The 18,233-nt window shown below is 37.4% G+C and carries 18 protein-coding genes and 2 pseudogenes; 4 read left to right on the top strand and 16 right to left on the bottom strand.

What is annotated here, in order from left to right:
* The first annotated feature begins 41 nt into the window (after positions 1 to 41).
* Positions 42 to 209 (top strand): hypothetical protein, encoded by a 168-nt coding sequence (locus QU01_RS03100; RefSeq protein WP_033761958.1) that lies wholly within the window; start codon positions 42 to 44, stop codon positions 207 to 209.
* A gap of 94 nt (positions 210 to 303) precedes the next feature.
* The gene (locus QU01_RS03105; protein ID WP_000446581.1) at positions 304 to 546 is read left to right on the top strand and encodes a type II restriction endonuclease; all 243 of its coding nucleotides are present in this window, start codon (positions 304 to 306) and stop codon (positions 544 to 546) included.
* A gap of 305 nt (positions 547 to 851) precedes the next feature.
* Here the strand turns inward: QU01_RS03105 and QU01_RS03110 are convergent, their stop codons facing one another.
* Positions 852 to 2,114, bottom strand: a complete 1,263-nt coding sequence (locus QU01_RS03110; protein WP_195742651.1) for a glycosyltransferase family 9 protein — start codon at positions 2,112 to 2,114, stop codon at positions 852 to 854.
* A 246-nt stretch (positions 2,115 to 2,360) separates the two neighbouring features.
* Between QU01_RS03110 and QU01_RS03115 the strand changes: the two genes are divergently transcribed.
* Both QU01_RS03115 and QU01_RS03120 read left to right on the top strand, forming a co-directional pair.
* Complete coding sequence (locus QU01_RS03115) at positions 2,361 to 2,546, top strand: hypothetical protein (RefSeq protein WP_033761955.1); 186 nt, start codon at positions 2,361 to 2,363, stop codon at positions 2,544 to 2,546.
* A gap of 95 nt (positions 2,547 to 2,641) precedes the next feature.
* Positions 2,642 to 4,099 (top strand): glycosyltransferase family 9 protein, encoded by a 1,458-nt coding sequence (locus tag QU01_RS03120; protein WP_033761954.1) that lies wholly within the window; start codon positions 2,642 to 2,644, stop codon positions 4,097 to 4,099.
* A 296-nt stretch (positions 4,100 to 4,395) separates the two neighbouring features.
* Here the strand turns inward: QU01_RS03120 and QU01_RS03125 are convergent.
* The 15 genes and pseudogenes from QU01_RS03125 to crdR form a co-directional block, all read right to left on the bottom strand.
* Positions 4,396 to 4,992 (bottom strand): annotated as a pseudogene (locus QU01_RS03125) (type ISP restriction/modification enzyme); the annotation flags it as partial.
* Positions 4,985 to 5,863 (bottom strand): HpyAIV family type II restriction enzyme, encoded by an 879-nt coding sequence (locus tag QU01_RS03130; RefSeq protein WP_033761952.1) that lies wholly within the window; start codon positions 5,861 to 5,863, stop codon positions 4,985 to 4,987. The gene QU01_RS03130 and the pseudogene QU01_RS03125, both read right to left, overlap by 8 nt.
* Positions 5,863 to 6,942, bottom strand: coding sequence for a DNA-methyltransferase (locus tag QU01_RS03135; protein WP_033761950.1), 1,080 nt, complete (start codon positions 6,940 to 6,942; stop codon positions 5,863 to 5,865). The genes QU01_RS03130 and QU01_RS03135 overlap by 1 nt, the downstream gene beginning before the upstream one ends.
* A gap of 121 nt (positions 6,943 to 7,063) precedes the next feature.
* Positions 7,064 to 7,660 (bottom strand): annotated as a pseudogene (locus QU01_RS03140) (DNA methyltransferase); the annotation flags it as partial.
* A gap of 24 nt (positions 7,661 to 7,684) precedes the next feature.
* Positions 7,685 to 8,506: a carboxylating nicotinate-nucleotide diphosphorylase gene (nadC, locus tag QU01_RS03145; RefSeq protein WP_033761948.1), complete on the bottom strand. Its 822-nt coding sequence runs from the start codon at positions 8,504 to 8,506 to the stop codon at positions 7,685 to 7,687.
* Positions 8,506 to 9,516, bottom strand: coding sequence for a quinolinate synthase NadA (gene nadA, locus QU01_RS03150; RefSeq protein ID WP_033761946.1), 1,011 nt, complete (start codon positions 9,514 to 9,516; stop codon positions 8,506 to 8,508). Before nadA ends, nadC begins: the two co-directional genes overlap by 1 nt.
* On the bottom strand, positions 9,506 to 10,309 hold the full coding sequence (locus QU01_RS03155; protein ID WP_033761945.1) for a phosphatidylserine decarboxylase: 804 nt from the start codon (positions 10,307 to 10,309) through the stop codon (positions 9,506 to 9,508). The genes nadA and QU01_RS03155 overlap by 11 nt, the downstream gene beginning before the upstream one ends.
* The gene (locus tag QU01_RS03160) at positions 10,303 to 10,809 is read right to left on the bottom strand and encodes a DUF6115 domain-containing protein (protein WP_000953090.1); all 507 of its coding nucleotides are present in this window, start codon (positions 10,807 to 10,809) and stop codon (positions 10,303 to 10,305) included. Before QU01_RS03160 ends, QU01_RS03155 begins: the two co-directional genes overlap by 7 nt.
* Positions 10,810 to 10,821: 12 nt before the next feature.
* A complete protein-coding gene (locus tag QU01_RS03165; protein ID WP_033761943.1) occupies positions 10,822 to 11,316 on the bottom strand; it encodes a hypothetical protein in 495 nt (164 codons plus the stop codon).
* Entirely contained in the window at positions 11,309 to 12,193 is an 885-nt protein-coding gene (gene mqnP, locus QU01_RS03170) for a menaquinone biosynthesis prenyltransferase MqnP (protein ID WP_033761941.1), read from the bottom strand. The genes QU01_RS03165 and mqnP overlap by 8 nt, the downstream gene beginning before the upstream one ends.
* 26 nt (positions 12,194 to 12,219) lie before the next feature.
* On the bottom strand, positions 12,220 to 13,533 hold the full coding sequence (locus QU01_RS03175; protein ID WP_033761933.1) for a ComEC/Rec2 family competence protein: 1,314 nt from the start codon (positions 13,531 to 13,533) through the stop codon (positions 12,220 to 12,222).
* On the bottom strand, positions 13,530 to 14,996 hold the full coding sequence (locus QU01_RS03180) for a replicative DNA helicase (RefSeq protein ID WP_033761932.1): 1,467 nt from the start codon (positions 14,994 to 14,996) through the stop codon (positions 13,530 to 13,532). The genes QU01_RS03175 and QU01_RS03180 overlap by 4 nt, the downstream gene beginning before the upstream one ends.
* Before the next feature lie 10 nt (positions 14,997 to 15,006).
* Positions 15,007 to 16,401 carry a bifunctional ADP-dependent NAD(P)H-hydrate dehydratase/NAD(P)H-hydrate epimerase gene (locus QU01_RS03185; protein WP_033761930.1) on the bottom strand — a complete coding sequence of 465 codons (1,395 nt, stop codon included), beginning with the start codon at positions 16,399 to 16,401 and terminating at the stop codon, positions 15,007 to 15,009.
* Positions 16,402 to 16,403: 2 nt separating this feature from the next.
* Positions 16,404 to 17,606: a copper-sensing histidine kinase CrdS gene (gene crdS, locus QU01_RS03190; RefSeq protein ID WP_080248346.1), complete on the bottom strand. Its 1,203-nt coding sequence runs from the start codon at positions 17,604 to 17,606 to the stop codon at positions 16,404 to 16,406.
* Positions 17,572 to 18,213, bottom strand: a complete 642-nt coding sequence (crdR, locus tag QU01_RS03195; protein ID WP_033761928.1) for a copper response regulator transcription factor CrdR — start codon at positions 18,211 to 18,213, stop codon at positions 17,572 to 17,574. The genes crdS and crdR overlap by 35 nt, the downstream gene beginning before the upstream one ends.
* Between the last annotated feature and the right edge of the window lie 20 nt (positions 18,214 to 18,233).

The raw sequence follows: 18,233 nt of genomic DNA on the forward strand, positions 1-18,233 counted from the left end.
TTTGGCTTGGCGCGATAAGATAAGGGCGATATTGGTATTAAATGGGGGAGCATTTTGAGAGCGTGATTTTGTCTCGTCTTAAAAAGGTTATTGGCGGTTTTAAAAGCGGTGCGGCTAAAGAATTTAATGGAGGTGGGGTAATAAAAGTTTATGCATTAGAAAGCTGTGAAGAGATTTTAAAAGCCTTAAAAGAAGTGCTCATTTGGTAAGGAGAAGCAAATTTTTACAACACTAAAAGCGATAATTTTCGTGTTATAATCAGTTAGATATATTTGGTGGCAATTGAGTGTTTGAAGGGTAGTTATGGAGTCAGTCAAACAAAATTTTATTGAAAAACTTAAGGTTTTTGCAACAGAATTAACTGGCCATGTTACAACTCAGTTGGGAGATTGGAAAATTAAAGGATTTATTAATATAGATAAAAATATTTATACAATTTCACCAGATACTAAAATTATTTCAAAAATTCTTGAAATCCAACTTTTCCCTAAGTTTAAAACATTTGCTAAGAAAAATGGTTATGAAATCATTATTGCTGAAAAATAAAATTGGTATCCTGATCTATCTTTTGTGTGCGAGAAAAATCCAAACATCAAGTTTGCTTGATGCACAGATTAGAGATTAGCGCTCTATAACATGCATGCTAAACTTCTAATAAGGTAATCATCGTTATAATCTTTCTCATGTTTTTTAAGGAGCGTTATAATGAAAACGAACGAAGCGCAATTTTATTTGGAACAGACCTAATTGCATAATTACAATCTCTATTTACACCCCTTATCTAGTTAGCCACCCTAAAAGCAAGAATGGAAAACGGCGTTAGAATAATAGATGGCGTTGTTTGGACTGCTTCACACTTCTTCTATGAAGTAATCTTTATCAATATCATCAGGAGTGTTCTCTTTTAATAAATGCGGGGCGTGCTCTTTGATGCTTGCTATCACGGCGCTAGGTTTTATCGTATTCACATCTCGTTGTTCCCAAATTTTCTTTGATTCTCTAAGATTTGCAAATTCGGTGGGATAAATCACATGATAGGTGGTGCAAAGCGTTCTAGGATAAGGGTGAAAGGTTGCATAAGAACTGCCATTGCTTAAGATAAAAATGTAAGGCACTTTAAGAGCCGCTGCAAAATGAGCGATACTAGATTCATTCCCTAATGCAAATTCAGCGCCCTTAATGATATAGGCGTATTCCAATAAGCTAGTTTTCCCTACTAACGATATGGCGTTTTTATGAGCTTTTACCAATTTAGCAGCTTCTTTTGCTTCTGTGGGCGTCGTCCCACAAATCACTAGCTGAATATCTTCATTCAAATAACGCACAATCCTATTAAAATACCTATAACACCTAAAAAAATCGCTTGATCCCAAATTCAACACGCCATAGCGAGAACTCAAACCATTGAGTAAATTTTGCGAACTTTCTTTAAGAACAGAAGATGGTGGCAATTCCATACCAAAAGGCACAGGAGCTAAATCCACTCCTTTAAAAGTTTTGAAAAAAGCAGAAAATAAATCCTGATGGAATTCAAATAAGAATTTGCTCACCTTAGGGATATTGAAAAGATGGGTGTAAAAATGACTGATTTTCCCGTCGCTAACATAGACACTATGATGGCCCCTATCCACAAAAGGTTCATGCCTTACGCTAACTTTAAAAGAAGCGTCTAAATATTTCATCACTATATCATCTCTTAAAATATCGCCCCAAGGCAAAATGGGGCTAATGGCAATCTCGTAATGCGTTTTTTTAAGCATCAACAATTCATTGTAGCGCTTGATGAAAAATTTGAGCAAATAACGCAGAAATCTAAAGGCATGTTGCCTGCTGTGAATGTATCCATTATATTGATTCCAAATGGAATGATCTAAGAAAATAAATTCATCAACATAAGGGCTATCGGCAACCACACTCAAATCTTTGATGATTGAATTGCCAATAAAAACAATCTTATAATCTTTGTAATGCTCTTTGAAGGGGGCAAAAAAATTGCGCGTTAAAATATAATCGCCCACCACATCTAGTCTCACAATACACAAGGCTTTTTCTGTGGCGTTTTGGCGTTTAATGGGAGCGATAGAAAGCAGCTTGTCAATCAGGCGTTGCGTCATTTCAAAGAGCCTAAGAGACCAATCAGAAGTCTTTCGGTTAAAATAAGCGTATAACAGCACAATAGGTAATAGTAGTATTGCAATAGGCAATAGTAGTATTGCAATAGGTAATAGTAGTTTCAAAATATTAATCCCAAACAAAAATTTTATCTTGTAGTATAACATAAATTTAAAACTTTGATACACCAGCACCACAGATTTAGGCACAGAGCTAAGGCTAAAAACAATGATTAATGGCTTCATTAAGTGAGTCAAAACCCCTCTATTGGGTTTTATCCTAACGAACTCAGCGCCTCCATTGCCAGATGGCGGCCTTTTAATGAGCGTTTTTTAGGCATCACCCCGCCTAATGGCTCAAACGATATGGGTTTGATTGACATTGAAAGAGAGGGTGAAAAGATTGTGGGTTTTATCAATTACCGCAAGATGTAGCTTTGATAAGAGACTTTTTGCTATAATCATACCTTTGTTTATTTAATGTTTGCGTGGATTTTACATTATTGAACGCTAAAAAATAGGAGCTATTTTTGAAATCTTTACTCTCTTTGTTTTTAAAATCAAAATTATCTTATCTCTATTATTACCCTTATATAGCTTTCGTTTTGATGGTTACAACCATTGCAAAAATTCCTCTTATTCAAAAGATTCCTGTTATTAGAAGGTTCTTTAACAGTCGTTATTCCTTTCAAAAAGATAGCCTTATTCGCATCCAAAACCAACTAGACAGATTGCTCACTCTTACAAAGCCTGCTTCTCCACCCATTCGTAAAAAAACCTTATGTTTTATCCGCTTGGACATTATTGGAGATTATATACTCTATCGCAATTTTTTACCTCTTTTTAAAAAATATTTTGAAGATTATGAAACCACCTTTATTGGAAACGCTACTATCAAGGATATGGCAATCCATTGCGATTCCCAATATATAGATAAGTTTATCTTTTTAAATAACATTTACTGGGAAAAATACTTGCGGATTGGCGCTAATGGCTCACGCCTTTCAAAATTAAAAGAATTGTTATTTTTTCTCCCAAAGTTCATGAGAAAACGCTACGAAGATGTTTCTCATTTGAGAAAAGAAAGCTATGAGATATGCATTAATAGTTCTATGTTTTATTTTTCAACTAAAGAAGACGCTATTATAAAGCACTTGATTGCCGAAAATAAAGTGGGGGTTTTTTGCACCCACCCAATAGAATCTTTCTTTAGGACTGATTATAGAAAGAGAGGGGAAATTAGAAAAAGCTTTTACACGCATTTATTCTATCCTAAAGAAGTGCCGCAATTTCTCTATGATTCAAATCAAGATTTTTTTCAGTCTTTTTTTAAGCATTTTAAAGGCGTGGATATAGGGTTTGTTGGACTTGAATTAAAACTCCCCATCGCTTTTGAATGTGAAAAGTTTAAGAATATTCTAAAACCACCTTATGGCGTGTTGAATCTCGGAGCTAGCGATGATTTTAGAGTGTATAAGCGCTTTGATGAGATGATCTATTTTTTAAATCCTGACTACCAACTCGTTCTTTGCGGGAACTCTAAAAAAGATGAAAAGCTTGCCCATTCCATTCTAAAACGCCACAAAAATGCCATTTCTTTAGTCAATCAAACCGGTTTGATAGAATACCTCCATCTTTTAAAGAACGCTAGTTTTGCGATGGGCAATGAGTCTTCCATCACGCATTTGAGCGCTTGTTTGAAAATCCCTCATGCGTTCATAGTCTCTTCGGGTCTCTCAAGTCCAAGATTCCACCCCTACCCAAAGAAAGTTGGCCCTAATATCCACATGATCTATCCAAGGGATTTTCAAAAAATAATTTCTAGGTCTAGTAACTGGATGTTCAAAGCCATGACTATGCCGCACCCGCCAGTGGATTCTGTGAATCCGCAAGATATTATTAGCGCCATTAAACGTTTTGCACCCCATCTCTTGAAAGAATATGTGCCATCTAATACCAAAGAAACAACCTATTTTGAACGAGTTTGATTGCGTTACAAGTTTTTAGAGAATAACTTTCAGTTTTAGATTGTAAAAAACATAAAAATCTGCTTTTTACTGAGCGATTATATAAACTCTTTTCAAATTCAAACTCTTAAAAAGGCTTTATTTTTCAACGAAGACGCTTGGACTTTTGACTTTAATAGATAAATCAGGCAAATATGGACGATCATAACCCTACCACTTTCTAATATCCATTCCCATAAACCTGATACAAGTTTTCCTTATACCTAAACTCACACTCTTTTAAATGGAGTAAATGGTTGATTTATGAGTGGTTTTTGCTATGTTAAACGATACAACAAAAACGCGTAACTCCCCGATCCGTTCAAATGCAAATCGCAAAGCATGCCCGTTACAAAAACATTAGAAATGGGGCTTACTTTAGAGCCTCTATCGCAAATGAGAGCGAGATTAGGTAATACAGAATAAAGGGAAGGCTGATCCTCCGCCTCTGCGATAGATATTGTTGTCGCTCGCTTCTTTGCTGATGAATGCGGCATCAAAGTCAAAATCTCCGATGGCTTTGGCTTGGCGCGATAGGATAAGGGCGATATTGGCATTAAATGGGGGGGGGGGGGTGGATTTTGCAAGATTTCTTGCATTAAGGCTTTGCTGTCATTCCCTTTTAAATGGGGCAAATCGCTCGTTAAAAATCCAAGCGTTTTTTGGATTTCAATCGTGCGCGCAATGACTTTAATGATGTTGCTTACACGATCAAAGTCGCAAGGCTCGTTTTTATGGCTTTTTAAATACTTGTCTAAAACGCCATACCCCCCTATCATATAATTATTAATTTCCTCACTCACCCCCTTAAAATAAGCGCTATGGTTGATATAAAGGCGTTGTTCTGGTTTGTTGTAAGAGAGTTTTTTAATGATTTTGAGTTAGCAATAACCTTTCTGCTAACTTTGACGCTAATTGCTGATAAATCGTTTTATTTTGTTGTCTAAAGTATTCTGCTAACATTTTTAAAACTTTTTGTTCTGGGAATAAAATTAACACAAGATTAAAAATCTCATCATTGTCCAAAAGCTTTCTATAAACGCTTGGCGTTAAATCTTTGATTTCTTTAAAGCTCTCTAAAGGATTTTCATCAAAATTCAAACTGGGTAAATCGGGTAAAGTTTCACGCCATCGCGCTAAATGGTTTAAAATTTCATCCCAAACTTGGGGGATATTAAGATCTTCAAACAATTCCTTACCATAACACAAGCTCAAAGGCACGCCATAATCAACGGATAATTTTTGCAATTCTTCTTTATAATAATTTTGGTTTTTATTCAAACTCTCATCTATAAAGTAAAAATAGCCTTGAATGTTTTCGCCATAATGATGGATTAAAACCTCTAGTTTTCTTTCAAAATTATCTATTTGCCCTCTCTTTTTAGCGCTATCATGGTCATCTCGCATTTTTTGCTCTATAAAATAATATGCGTTATCTTTTTCAGCAAATTGATCTAATTCTAAAGATTCCATTTTTTCTTTATCTTTATTATAAAAGGGAATTTTTTTAGACAAAGGTAAAAAGTTATGTTCTTTTAAATACTGCTCTATTAAGCATTCAAACGCATCGCCAAATTTAATCTCATGAGAAGTTAGTAAATTTTGTAATAACTTTGTTTTAGGTTTAGTAGGTCTAAAAATCCCCAAATAGCGTTCAGGATTTTCAGCAATATTTTCAAGTAATTTCGCTTTAGATGTTCCAAAAACAAAACGATTAAAAATCTCGTTAAAGGTTTGATAATCCATTAAAATTCCTTTTGGCAAATATAACGCAGTTCATCTAACAATAAAAATTGATTTTGATAATACGCATGGAAAAATTTCCAGCCATTATGGTTGGTTTTATTCAAATATTTAGCGCTCATTTTGTGAATAGAAGTTTCATAATTTTCATTATCTCTCACTTGTCCGTTTTCTAAAACTTGACAAATCCTTTCTTTGTTAGGTGAGTATAAAAAATCCCCAATTTTGAGCAATTGTTTGGAAATTAAAAGACTCATAGGAATTTTTGGAGGTTTAGTTTCTAAATTTAAATTAGTGATAAAATCGCTTTTATCCATAGTGTTATTAAGGCGTTTTGCCGCTTCTTTGATATAAAAAGAATCTTTTTCAATGCCAATAAAATGCCTGTTCATAGATTTAGCCACAGCCCCTGTTGTGCCTGTGCCAAAAAAGGGATCTAAAACAATATCTTTAGGTTTAGTTGCGCTCAAAATAATTTTTTTTAAAAGCGCTTCTGGTTTTTGCGTGGAATGCACTTTTTTGCCTTGCGCGTCTTTTAGCCTTTCGTTACCGATACAAATAGGGATTTGCCAAACTGATTTTTCTTGTTTATCATTATTAAGATACTTCATTGTTTTATAGTTAAAAGTAACTTTACTATTTTTGTGTTTAGCGCACCAAAGAAGCGTTTCATGGGCGTTGCATAATCTCTTGCCAGCAAAATTAGGCACCGGATTGCTCTTGTGCCAAATAATATCATTGAGTATCCAAAACCCTAAATTTTGCAAATGAAAACCAATTCTAAAAATATTTTGAAAACTCCCTATCACACAAATACTGCCATTATCTTTTAAAATCCTTTGGCATTCTTTTAACCAACCCAAACAAAAAGTATCGTATTCTTTAAAAGAGCCAAATTTATCCCAATGATCCTCAACGCCTTGAAATTTTGTGCCTTCAAAGCGCTTCAATTCCCCCTCTGTTTGCATAAAATAAGGGGGGTCAGCAAAGATAAAATCAATGCTTTTGTCAGGAAAATCTTTTAATTTCTCCAAACAATCCCCCTCTATGATCGTATTCAAGTTTTCTTTTAAAAAATCCATGATTGGCTAACCTTTCATTCTGCTACTCCAGCCATTTTAACACAAGCATTTTAAGGCTATCTTAATGTTTAATCTCTAGCTTTGTTCTAACTGAATAGAGAATAAGCCCTATTTGGCTTTAATATTCCTTAAAATTTTTAAAAATGCTAGAAACTTGCTCGTTTTTTTGGTATGCAATTAGAGCGTCTTTTAAATACTTGGTGGGTGCACTTAAATGCGTTGCAAAATCTTTGGCGTTAGTGATAGGCGCTGCTTCATAGTTGAAAAAGCCTCTAAAAAATTCAATGAGATCGCGCTCAGTTTGTGGTGTGGGTTTTAGGGGTTTAGAGGGTTCATCAAGGCTGGCGATAGAGATTTTATTTTTAATCCAAGGCTCGTTATTTTCATCTTTCCCTACCCACACGAAATTAAGGTAATCGGTGAGCATGAGATTAGGGTTTAGCTCTAAATATTTAAGAACTTGATCGCTTTTTAAAAGTTCGTCAAGTTTAGTCCCTGCTCTTTTGTTTTCCACATAGCCAATATTAAGCCCTTGAAAAGAAACGCGAAAATCAGGCTGACCTCCTTGTTTGTCTTTTTTAGGCTCATGCTCAATCTTAAATTCTTTGTTGAAATTCTTTTTTAAACCATCAAGTAGGTTATGCAAAAAAAGGCGGTGCGTGAGTTCGTTCTTTTCAGGCGTCAGGTCTTTAATGCCTTCTAAATACTCTTTTAACATGCTAACAACTCCTTTTCAAACTTTTCAAGCCATTTTCATGTGCATGTCAATAAAAGTGGCTTGATGGATTAAAGCCCCCACGCTAATGGCATCTACGCCGCTTTTGGCGTAAGCGTTGATGCTCTCTAGTGAAATGTTCCCGCTCGCTTCTAACAAGACAAAGGGGTGATGCGCATCTCTGTAAGTGGCAATTTCTTTTGTCTCTCCAACGCTCATGTTATCGCACATCACAATATCCGCTCCCGCATTCATAGCGTTTTTAGCCTCTTCAAAGCTTTCGCATTCAATTTCAATTTTAGCCGTGAAAGGCAAGTTTTTTCTGGCGTGCGTTAAAAAACTTTTTAAGTCTTTCACATGCTTTAAATGCGTGTCTTTAAGCATTAAAGCGTCATCTAGCCCTAAGCGGTGGTTGCTCGCTCCCCCATTAAGCACGGAATATTTTTCAAAAATCCTTAAAAGGGGTCTGGTTTTTCGTGTGTCTAACAAGCGCACCTTGTGAGAATTTAAAGCTTCTACAAAACGGCTCGTTAAAGTGGCGATCCCGCTGCTGTGTTGCAACAGATTTAAAAGGGTGCGCTCAATCTTTAAAAGCATGCTAAAATCCCCCCTAATCTCCATTAAAGTGTCTTTAGGCTTGAAGCGTTCTTTATCTTTAATGTTTTGAGCGCATTCAATGCCGGTCATTTGAAGCAACTCTAAAGCGTATTTTTCGCCTGAAAACACGCCCTCTTGTTTAGCCCTAACAAAAGCCGTGGCTTTAAAATCCTTTTCTAACACCCTTTCAAACAAATCCCCATGCCCTAAATCTTCTTTTAAAGCGCATTCTAAAAAGGTTTTTATCTCCATTAGGACAACTCCATCATTTTAGTTAAAGCGAGTTTGGCCAAACGCGCCACCTCATCTTTTAATTCAATCACATTATAAGCCCTGTGGTTTTTATAGGCTTTTAAGACTTCAAACAAATCCTTTAAAGTCGTTTCGTTCATGGTAGGGCAAAAGGCGAGCGTGCTAGAAAGAATGAAAGTGTTTTGATGGTTACGCTTAGCTTTCAAGCGGTTGACTAAATGGCTTTCAGTGCCTATGGCGACTTTTTGATCGGGGCTTAGCTTTTCTACAAATTCTATGATCTGACTCGTTGATCCGCTAAAATCAGCATTTTGAACTACGCTAGGTTCGCACTCTGGATGGACAGCGATTAAAATATCCGGGTATTTTTGGCGGTAAAATTCAATGTCTTCTAATTTGAAAAGCTGATGCACCGAACAAAAACCGTTGTAACAAACCACATCAGCGTTTTTGATTTCTTCTGGGCTGTTTACGCCTAAAATCGCGCTTTTTAAGCCATTTTCTAGGGCCAGATTTTCCCCCAAGCATTTATCCGGTAAAAAAAAGATTTTTTTATTTTGTTTTAAGGCGTGATTGAAGATCTTAGAAGCGTTCCTGCTGGTGCAGACTACGCCGTTATCTTTGGCGACTTTGGCTTTCACTTCAGCGTTAGAATTGATATAAGTGATAGGGTAAAATTCTTTAACGCCGTATTCTTTCAATAAATGGACGCTTTTATCGTAGTAATGGCTGTCTATCATTCTTGCCATAGAGCAGCATGAGAGTTTGGGCATGATCACTTGTTTGTTAAAGGCTAGGGCTTTCACGCTCTCACCCATGAAATGCACCCCGCAAAACACGATGAGATTTTTATCGCTCTGGCTTGCGATTTTAGCTAATTCCAAGCTATCGCCTGTGTGGTGGGCTAACTCTACAATCTCATCTTTTTGATAAAAGTGAGCCACTAAAAGCGCGTCCAAATCGCGCAATAATTCCACAATAGAAGTTTTTAAATCGTTATCAGTTGGCATGAAATTCCCCTATATTTTCCCCAAACTTCACGCTTTTTTCTCTCAAATCTTTAAAAGCGGTGTTTTGAATGAATAAAACGATAGTAGAGCCCATTTCAAAATTCCCTAAGTTATCCCCCTTTTTGACCTTAATGGGGGGGTTGTAAGAATAGGTTTGCATGAAACGGACTTTAGCGTTAGTTTGGATATTCTTATCAAAATTAAAACGCATTTTACCCACATTTAACGCTCCCACCGCTACAAAATACAATTGATTGCCTTGAATGTCTTTTGCAACAAGCGCCACCCTTTCATTGCCCACAAACAGATTGTTGTTTTTGTAAAGCGAGGGCTTATTGACTGGTAGTAATTTCCCCGCAAAATAACGAGCCTCTAAAATTTCTAAATCGCAAGGGGCGTGGTAGTGGTGGTAATCTTTGGGCGAAAGGTAAAAATTCACATAGAAAAAAGAGGGGCTTAAGGGGTTGATTTCGCCCACCAATTCATGCGCCTTATAGGGCATGCCTTTAATTTGTAAAGCGGTATCATTGTCTAAAAAAGCGCACTCCGTGATTAAAGCATCGCAAGGCGCAATGCAAATATTAGGGGCTTTGTCAAAAGAGCGTTCTTTTTTCAAAGAGCGCGTGAAAAGGGCGTTCAAACTCTTATAATTTTCCAAAGGCTCAAACTCGCTCAAATCAATTTTAAAGATCTTAACGTAAAGGGCGTTGATGCTTTTTTGGATAAAAGAAGGGAATTCATAGCCAGCCAAAAAGCCAAAAACCCTTGAAAGAGCGTTGCTTAAAGCTACCATTTTAACCCTGCCATGTTCAGTATAAATTCCACCTCGCCCTTACTCACTTTAAACTCTTTAGAAATAGAATCCACGCTATAACCCTCTTGATACATTTTTAAAACCTGTTTTTCGTTGATCTCATCGCTAGCGGCATAATGCCCCATGTCTTTGAATTTGTTTTCTAAAGTAATGATTTTTTCTTCTAAATAATCGCGCTCTTTGTCCATGGATTTTTGGATTTCTTGCAACTGGTTATAAAGGTGTGAAAGGGTCGTTTTTAATGAGCTATCTTCTTTAGCGCTTTTTTCTAAAGAAAGGCCTTCCAAACGCCCCTCTAATTCTTTCAAACGCTTAGAATAAATATAATTTTCTTGATAGGATTCGTCTAAGGTTTTTTCTAAACGCCTCATTTTATGGTAGAACTCTTTTTCTTTAAGATACAAATACCCCACCAAACACACCAACACCAATAAAATCGCCCCTAAAACGACCATAAACAAATCATTAGAAGATAACATTACCGCTCCCGTTCATAATTTCAAGCCTTTTCTTTCGCTATGGACAATGAAAGAATCATAACGCTTGATGTCTAAGGCGTGCATGCGCGTGATTTCTAAAACGCTCTTATCCCTAGCCACGCCAAAAAAGGCTAGGATTTTCCCCTCTAACACGCAACGCCCATAGTAAGTTTGAGGCGCTATCAGGCTTTGTTTTTTTAAGCAAATGAGTCCATGCCCTAAAGCGGTGATGCGATCCTTTTGCTCCAATTCAAGTAAATTTTCTTTTAAAAGCAGGCTCTCTAATTTTTCTAATTTAAAATACAGCGCTTTGAGCAATTCCAAAGTATCATTTTCAACATTCAAGCGTGAAAAATCAAAGCCAGAATTTAACCAATCAAATTCTTCTAATACCGCTAAAGAGCGTTTGGTTTTAGAGATAAACCTTTCATAAGAAAACGATAAATCGCATTGGACTAAGCGCGTTTCAAACCCTAAAGCTTGGGATCTTAAAACCAACTCATGCATGCTTAAACCCCACATCAAGGACAATAAAAATAAAAAACACCACCCCCAAATAGCCATTACTCACAAAAAAGGCTTTAGGGATGTTTTTGTAATCTCTAGCCACTAAGATCTGCTCATAGAGTAAAATCAAGGCTGAAACCCCTAAGCCTAAATACGCAAAAAGCCCCCCATGATAGCATTTCACAAAAAAAAGCCAGCAGATCAGCGCCACAAAATGTGAGAGCCTTGAGAGATTCAAGCACCATTTTTCCCCTAATTGACTAGGAATGGAAAACAAGCCCCTTTCTTTATCAAACTCCATATCTTGTAAAGAATAGAGCAAATCAAACCCAGCCACCCATAGCATCACCCCTAAAGCCAAAAAGACATTCCATAAAGGAATATCCCCCAAAACCGCCACGCTTCCTGCAATGGGGGCCAAACCCAAAGCCAAACCCACGATGAAATGCGCCAAAGAAGAAAAGCGCTTAAAATACGAATACCCCCCTAAAATGATTAAAAAAGGTAACGAAAGCTTGAAAGCTAAAGGGTTAATGAAATAGCTCACCACCACGAATAAAAGAGCGTTTAAAGCGCTAAAAACCACCATGCCTTTAACGCTGATCCTGCCATCCACGCTCGGGCGGTTTTTGGTCCTTGGGTTATCCTTATCAATATCTCTATCCACCAAGCGGTTAAACCCCATAGCGAAGTTTCTTGCCCCTAATAAGGCTAAAAAACAAAGGATTAAGGTTTCTAAGCCAAAAAAGAGCGTTTGATTTTTTTGATAGGAGCTTATGACCATAGCCATGAGTAAAAACATGCTAGAAAATATCGTATGCTCCAAAGCGACCAACTCGCTTAAAGCTTTGATTTGATGCGTGATTTTTTTAAGCAATTATTTGATCCCTAAAAATGACTTTTCTAACCTACAATTAAGCTAGGCATTATAATATATTGATAGCAACAATACAAGAAAAAGCCCGCGCTTAAAACATTCATGCTTAAATAAACTTTAAAAAAACGCACGCTTAAAATCGTTAAAAATAAATGCGTCCCCAAAAGCCATAAAGGCGAAGGGATTGAAATCGTAGGGATTGCTAAAGGCATGTTTAAAATGCGATCCAACAAAGACCCCAAACCCACCGCATGCAAGAACAAGCTCAAAGGGAAAAACACGATAAAAATCAAGCCTAAAGGAATGCTAAAGAGCTGGTAGGGCGAAAACATAGGGAAAAAAGCATGCGCAATAATAAGCATGTTCAAAAACACCAGCGCGCTTAAGCTTATGACTTGAAAAGATCGCCTTAAAAAAGAAGAGGTTTTAAAAAAAATTTGAGTGTGTTTTAAAAACAAAAAGATATACCACACCCCACAAACAGAAAGCAAAAACCCCACGCTAAAAAGCAATTTAGGGAGTAAAGCTATGGCGATACAGCACGCTAAAATCAAAAGTTTAAAACTTAAGATCCTTACCCCAAAAAAGCATGCCAAAAACCCTAGTAAGCCCATTAAAAACGCCCTGAAAAAAGAGGGCAAAAAATCTAATAGCAATAAATACCCTAGCAAAAAAACCCACACCAAAACCCCTATATCATAAAAAGCGTTCCTATAAGGGAAATAGCGTTTTTGTAAGGGGGTATAAAAAAGAGAGAAAAGAAAATACACACTAACGCTCAAAATCCCTAAATGGAATCCGCTAATGGCTAGTAAGTGGTTGATCCCTAGCGCGTTAGCCCTGTCTCTTAAGTCTTTATTCAAGCTATCCCCTATAAATAACGCGCGATACAAATTACCCACTAAAGCGTTGGAATGAACGCTATCAATGAAATGGCGCAAATGCGATTTGAAATTGTGTTTTCGCGTTAAAGAAAAAGAGTAAGTTTGAAAAAAGCATGATTTTAGAGACTCTAAGAACGAGCAAGATTTGATCCTGCCAAAAAATTGCGCGTGGCGGTATTGGAGGTTTTTTAAAGGCTCTTTAATGGTGGAATAAAAGATCATGCCCTTTGATTGGAGCTTTAAAACAAAATAGGTTTTTTGATCTTTAGTTTTGGGGTATTGCAACAAGATTTGAGCGTTCAAGCTTGTAGGTTTTGAAAAATCAAGCTTTTGGTAATTCAAGTATTCTAAATAAAGATTGATCGCCAACAAAAGGCTTAAAAACACCCCACACAATAAGTATTCTTTGGGGGTTGTAAGAAGTTCAAACGCCCCCTGAAAAGTTTTGTCTTTCAAGTTGTAACTATATCATAATCCACTTTAGTTTCTTGGTTTTCTTCTAAATGGGAATCTATGGGCATGTCTTCATAGCGCGTGAAAGGAGCGTTAAAGCGCGTATAAACCGTTCCTGTAGCCCCATTCCTGTTTTTAGCCACAATGATTTCAGCCTCTTCAATACTGCCATTTTGCTTGTGGATACGCCTTTCTTCATTAACTTTTAGGTGCAACTCTTGCGCCTCTTCAATTTTGCCTTCTTTTTTGAGTTTGTCTATTTTGTTGTCTTCAGCCCTCATTTGATAGATATAGCCTCTGTATAAAAATAAAACAATATCAGCGTCTTGTTCAATCCCTCCGCTGTCTTTAATATCCGAAAGAATAGGTCGTTTATCGTCCCTATTTTCTAGGCTGCGGTTGAGTTGCACTAGTGCTATGATAGGGATTTCTAACTCTCTGGCTAAAGTTTTAAGCTCCCTTGAAATTTCAGCGATCTGTTCATGGCGTTCTTTAGTGGCTTTACTCCCTGACATGAGCTGCAAATAGTCAATAAAAGCGATGCCTAATTCCTTGTGTTGGGATTTAAGCTTTCGCAGTTGCAAGCGGATCTGCTCTATCCTCACATAACTTTTATCGTAGAAAAAGAGTTTTTTGCAAGAAAGGTGATCGTAGCATTTGGCTAAATTTTCCCATTGATCATCATCAAGCCTCCCGCTTTCTAAATCATGCATGTTAATAGAAGTGAGATCCGATAACGCCCTTAAAGCGAGTTGCTCCGCAGACATTTCTAAACTAAAAACCGCTACCCCCCTATCGTCATTGAGCGCGCTTAAGACCATGTTCATCATCAAACTGGTTTTACCCATAGACGGCCTTGCCCCTATAATGATTAAACTCCCCTTATTAAAACCGCTCGTATAATTATCCAACTGGACAAAACCAGTCGGTATGCCAGTAACTTCCAAACTCCCCTTTCTTTGGTTTTCTGTAATAAGATCCATTGCGCTTTCAAGCACTTCTTTAATGCTCCTAAAGCCCTCTATGGTGCTGCCATTCAATAACGCATAGACTTCTCGCTCCACAGTGCCTAAAATATCGCTGGATTTTTGCGCGCTTTCTAGGGCTTGCTCTCTAATGGTGTTAGCCAAGCCAAAAAGTTTTCGTTTAATGGAAGCGTTTTTAATCTCTTCCACATAGGCTTCAATATTATCTATAGGGCTTGCCGCAAAAATAGCGACTAAATCTTCTTCTTTGATTTGCTTGTCTTTAGGCATTTTTTGGCGGATAAAATTCTCATCAATGGGGCAATCTTCTTCATGCAGTTTTAAAGCGATTTCAAAAAACAAGCCGTTAGGCGGGTAGTAAAAATCGCTAGGCTCTAAAACGCTATGAACCTCTTCAATCTTATGATTGGCCAACACAATGCCTGAAAGCACGATCCTTTCAATGTTTTGCAATTGCTGCAAATGCTTTAAATGATCCATTTTTATCCTTTTATAATCGTTTGATCTTTTCTATCAAATCTAGGGGCGTTAAAGCGTAATTATTCTTAAATTCTAAACTCGCTAGTGCGTGTGCTAGGCTTGCGTTAATAGCGGCGTCTAAAGGCGTGTAGTTTTGAGAAAGCAAGCTTAAAATAAGCCCCGCTAACACATCGCCACTCCCAGCTTTAGCCAAAGCCACGCTCCCTAAAGTGTTGATAAAAGTTCGCCCTTGATGAGCGATTAGGGTATTAGCCCCTTTTAAAAGCAAAACCACCTTAGGGTATTTTTGAGAAAAATCCCTTGCGATTTCTAGTTTATTGTCTAATAATTCTAGCATGCTTATATTGATCCCCACTAATTTTAACAACGATAAAAACTCTTTAGGGTGAGGGGTTAAAACGGCTTCTTTTTCTAAGGCTTGTAACACCTCTTTATGATAAAAAACGCCCGCATCTAAAACGCATGGGGCTAATCCAAGCCACTTGTTAAAATCCTTTGGAATATTTTCTAACCCCATGCCAAGAGCGAACGCACTGAGCTTTTTAGGGAAATTTTCACAAAAAACCAATTCTAAAGGCTTGTTATTAGAAGTTATCTCGCATTCTAACGCTTGAACGCTCACCACTCCAGATCCAAAACTTAATGCGCTTAATGCGCTCAATAACCCCGCCCCGCTATGCTTACCCAAAAGAACATGCGCATGCCCGTAATCGCCTTTATGAGCGTTTTTTTTATCCCTTAAGGGCAGTTTCAAATCGCTTTTTTCCAGTAAAAAAGTGCCTGTTGGGATCTCATAGGTTTGATTAAAAACCCCTAAATGCCCCACTTTCAATTCCCCTATATAGTCTTTAGCCCTATCGCTTAATAAGCATGATTTGATAGCGCCCATGCTGATAGTCATGTCCGCCTTAAACGCCCTCTTATCCACCCTCCCTTGAGAATCTATCCCGCTAGGAATGTCGCAAGCGATTTTAAAGCGTGCTTTTTGAGAAAGGCTTTCAAAGTCTAAAAACGGCTCTAATTCGCCCTTAAAAGCGCTCCCTACCACGCAATCTATTAACACATCGCATTCTAAATCTTTATGATTGTCTTCCCATGTTTTGATGACTACCCCCACTTTTTTGGCCCTTTCTTTTTGCAATTGGCACATGGGGCTTTTGGCTAATTTCATTTCAAAAACTAGCGTTTTAAAACGCCCCATTAAACGCCTGGCTAACGCATAGCCATCGCCTCCGTTATCCCCACTCCCACAAAGGATAATGACTTTAGCGCCTAAAGAAGCGTTTTGTAAAACCGCCCTTTCTAAAGCCATAGCGGCGTTTTCCATTAAAATGTCTTCGCTTAAAAGCCATTCTTCAAGCGCCCTTTTGTCTAGGGCATTCACTTTTTCATACACTGAAAGCATCTTTATCCTTGAAAATGAATACAGAACGAATTTTCATGAAACGATCCTTTTAAAGAGGGTTCGCTATGAATTTCTAAACGCATTTTATACTTTTCGCACACTTTTTTCACTAAATCTAACCCTATACCATAACCCAACACGCTAGAATTGAAACGCGCGTAACGAACGCTTAATTCTGCGATCTTGTCTTTAGGGATTTCATACCCTAAATTTTTCACTTTCAAAAACGCATGCGTTAGCTCTATGTGGATATACCCATGCATGACGCTGTATTTGATCGCGTTCATGAGCAAATTGCTATAAAGCGAAATGAAATCCTGCTCTTTAGCCTTCAATTCCACTCCCACTAAATCGCTTTTAAATTCCAGCTTGTGGTAGTCTATCATCTCGCTAAAAAGCGTGTTTTCTTTAATAATCAGGGCTTTTAAATCTAAAAGCATGGGGGTTTCGCGCTCAATATCTTGCATCACTAAATACGAGAGCGAGCGGTATAAAAAACTCATGCGCTGGATAGCGATTTTAATGCGGCAGTGTTGTTGGCTGTCTTCTAATGTTTTTAAAGACAAGACTAAAGCGCTCATGGGGGTGTTTAATTCATGCGTGGTGTTTTTTAAAAAATGATCAATACGGGTGATTTCATTCCTAATGGGCTTTAAAAACAAACGCCCTAAAAACACAGAAACCCCTATCACGCATAAAAACGCTACAACAAACACTAAAACAATGTTACGATACAAAGAAGAAAAATGAAGGGGTTTAGAATTTTTAAAAAGCATTTTAGCCACGCCTAAGTGAGCGAAAGTTTCATCGCTAAACAGGTAATACTCTCCCCTAAAACTAAAAAAGCCCGCTTCTTTATGGTTTTTAATCAAATCCGCGCTTTCAGGGATATTAGAATACAAAACACGCCTTTTATTATCAAAAAGGGCTATGGAAGCGTCCTTATAGCGTGAAATCAGAGCGTTTAAAGCGTTTTGATAATCCCCATGCGTTTGCATGTGCAAGGCAATTACTTCGCTAGCGATCTTAGAAGCCATTTTGTCCATGTCCATGCGTATCATTTTGATTTTTTCGTTTTTTTCATAGTTAAACGCTAAAACGCTAATCACCAGCATCAACACAAACGAAGAGCCCAAATAAGTCCCTAAAAAGAGTTTGAGGGATTTTTTTTCATAGTGGGTTAAAGCGATAGCCCACCCCCTTATGCGTTTCTATGCAATTTTTACCTAAAAGCTTGCGCAACACTTTAATGTAAGTGCGCAAGGTGGAATCATCAATAGCCTGCTCCCATAAATTATTTTCTAACACTTGAGAGCTAATGATTTGCCCTTTATGCTCTAAAAAGTATTCTAAAAGTTGGGCGGTTTTGGGCGGCAAGATCTCTTTTTTGCCCCTAACACTCAAGCAATTTTGGTAATAAAAAATGTTAGGCATGATTTCTATAGGATCATCATTGAAAAACCTTTTAATGCGCGCTTCCAATTCGTCTAAATCAAAAGGCTTTTTCAAATAATCGCTCGCTCCCAAATTAAAAGCGTTTTTTAAGGTAGCGTTATCCTGTAAGGCGGTGATAAAAATCACAGGCGTAGAGATTAAAAAATCGTTTTTGATGCGCCTGAACAATTCCAAGCTATTCATTTCAGGCACTTGCACGTCTAAAAGCAAGAGGTTGAAGCGCTCAACCGAGAGCCTTTCATAAGCTTCTTTCCCGTTAAAAGCGCAAAACACTTCATAGCCCAAATGCTCCAAAAACTCCCTAACGCTCTCGCTTAAAAGGTAATCGTCTTCTAGTAAAAAAATCTTTTTTTGCATGGGGGTATTGTAGCGCTTAA

Origin of the sequence: Helicobacter pylori SA221C (assembly GCF_000476855.1) — a bacterium.
In the GTDB taxonomy this organism is placed as follows: Bacteria; Campylobacterota; Campylobacteria; order Campylobacterales; family Helicobacteraceae; genus Helicobacter; species Helicobacter pylori_DK.

Excerpts from the sequence above, each read along its gene's own strand:
- QU01_RS03165 (WP_033761943.1), bottom strand. The coding sequence starts at position 11,316 with ATGCATGAGTTGGTTTTAAGATCCCAAGCTTTAGGGTTTGAAACGCGC.
- QU01_RS03100 (WP_033761958.1), top strand. The coding sequence starts at position 42 with ATGGGGGAGCATTTTGAGAGCGTGATTTTGTCTCGTCTTAAAAAGGTT.
- nadA (WP_033761946.1), bottom strand. The coding sequence starts at position 9,516 with ATGCCAACTGATAACGATTTAAAAACTTCTATTGTGGAATTATTGCGC.
- QU01_RS03180 (WP_033761932.1), bottom strand. The coding sequence starts at position 14,996 with ATGGATCATTTAAAGCATTTGCAGCAATTGCAAAACATTGAAAGGATC.
- QU01_RS03155 (WP_033761945.1), bottom strand. The coding sequence starts at position 10,309 with ATGGTAGCTTTAAGCAACGCTCTTTCAAGGGTTTTTGGCTTTTTGGCT.
- QU01_RS03160 (WP_000953090.1), bottom strand. The coding sequence starts at position 10,809 with ATGTTATCTTCTAATGATTTGTTTATGGTCGTTTTAGGGGCGATTTTA.
- QU01_RS03135 (WP_033761950.1), bottom strand. The coding sequence starts at position 6,942 with ATGGATTTTTTAAAAGAAAACTTGAATACGATCATAGAGGGGGATTGT.
- crdR (WP_033761928.1), bottom strand. The coding sequence starts at position 18,213 with ATGCAAAAAAAGATTTTTTTACTAGAAGACGATTACCTTTTAAGCGAG.
- QU01_RS03110 (WP_195742651.1), bottom strand. The coding sequence starts at position 2,114 with ATGACGCAACGCCTGATTGACAAGCTGCTTTCTATCGCTCCCATTAAA.
- QU01_RS03130 (WP_033761952.1), bottom strand. The coding sequence starts at position 5,863 with ATGGATTATCAAACCTTTAACGAGATTTTTAATCGTTTTGTTTTTGGA.
- nadC (WP_033761948.1), bottom strand. The coding sequence starts at position 8,506 with ATGGAGATAAAAACCTTTTTAGAATGCGCTTTAAAAGAAGATTTAGGG.
- QU01_RS03105 (WP_000446581.1), top strand. The coding sequence starts at position 304 with ATGGAGTCAGTCAAACAAAATTTTATTGAAAAACTTAAGGTTTTTGCA.
- QU01_RS03185 (WP_033761930.1), bottom strand. The coding sequence starts at position 16,401 with ATGCTTTCAGTGTATGAAAAAGTGAATGCCCTAGACAAAAGGGCGCTT.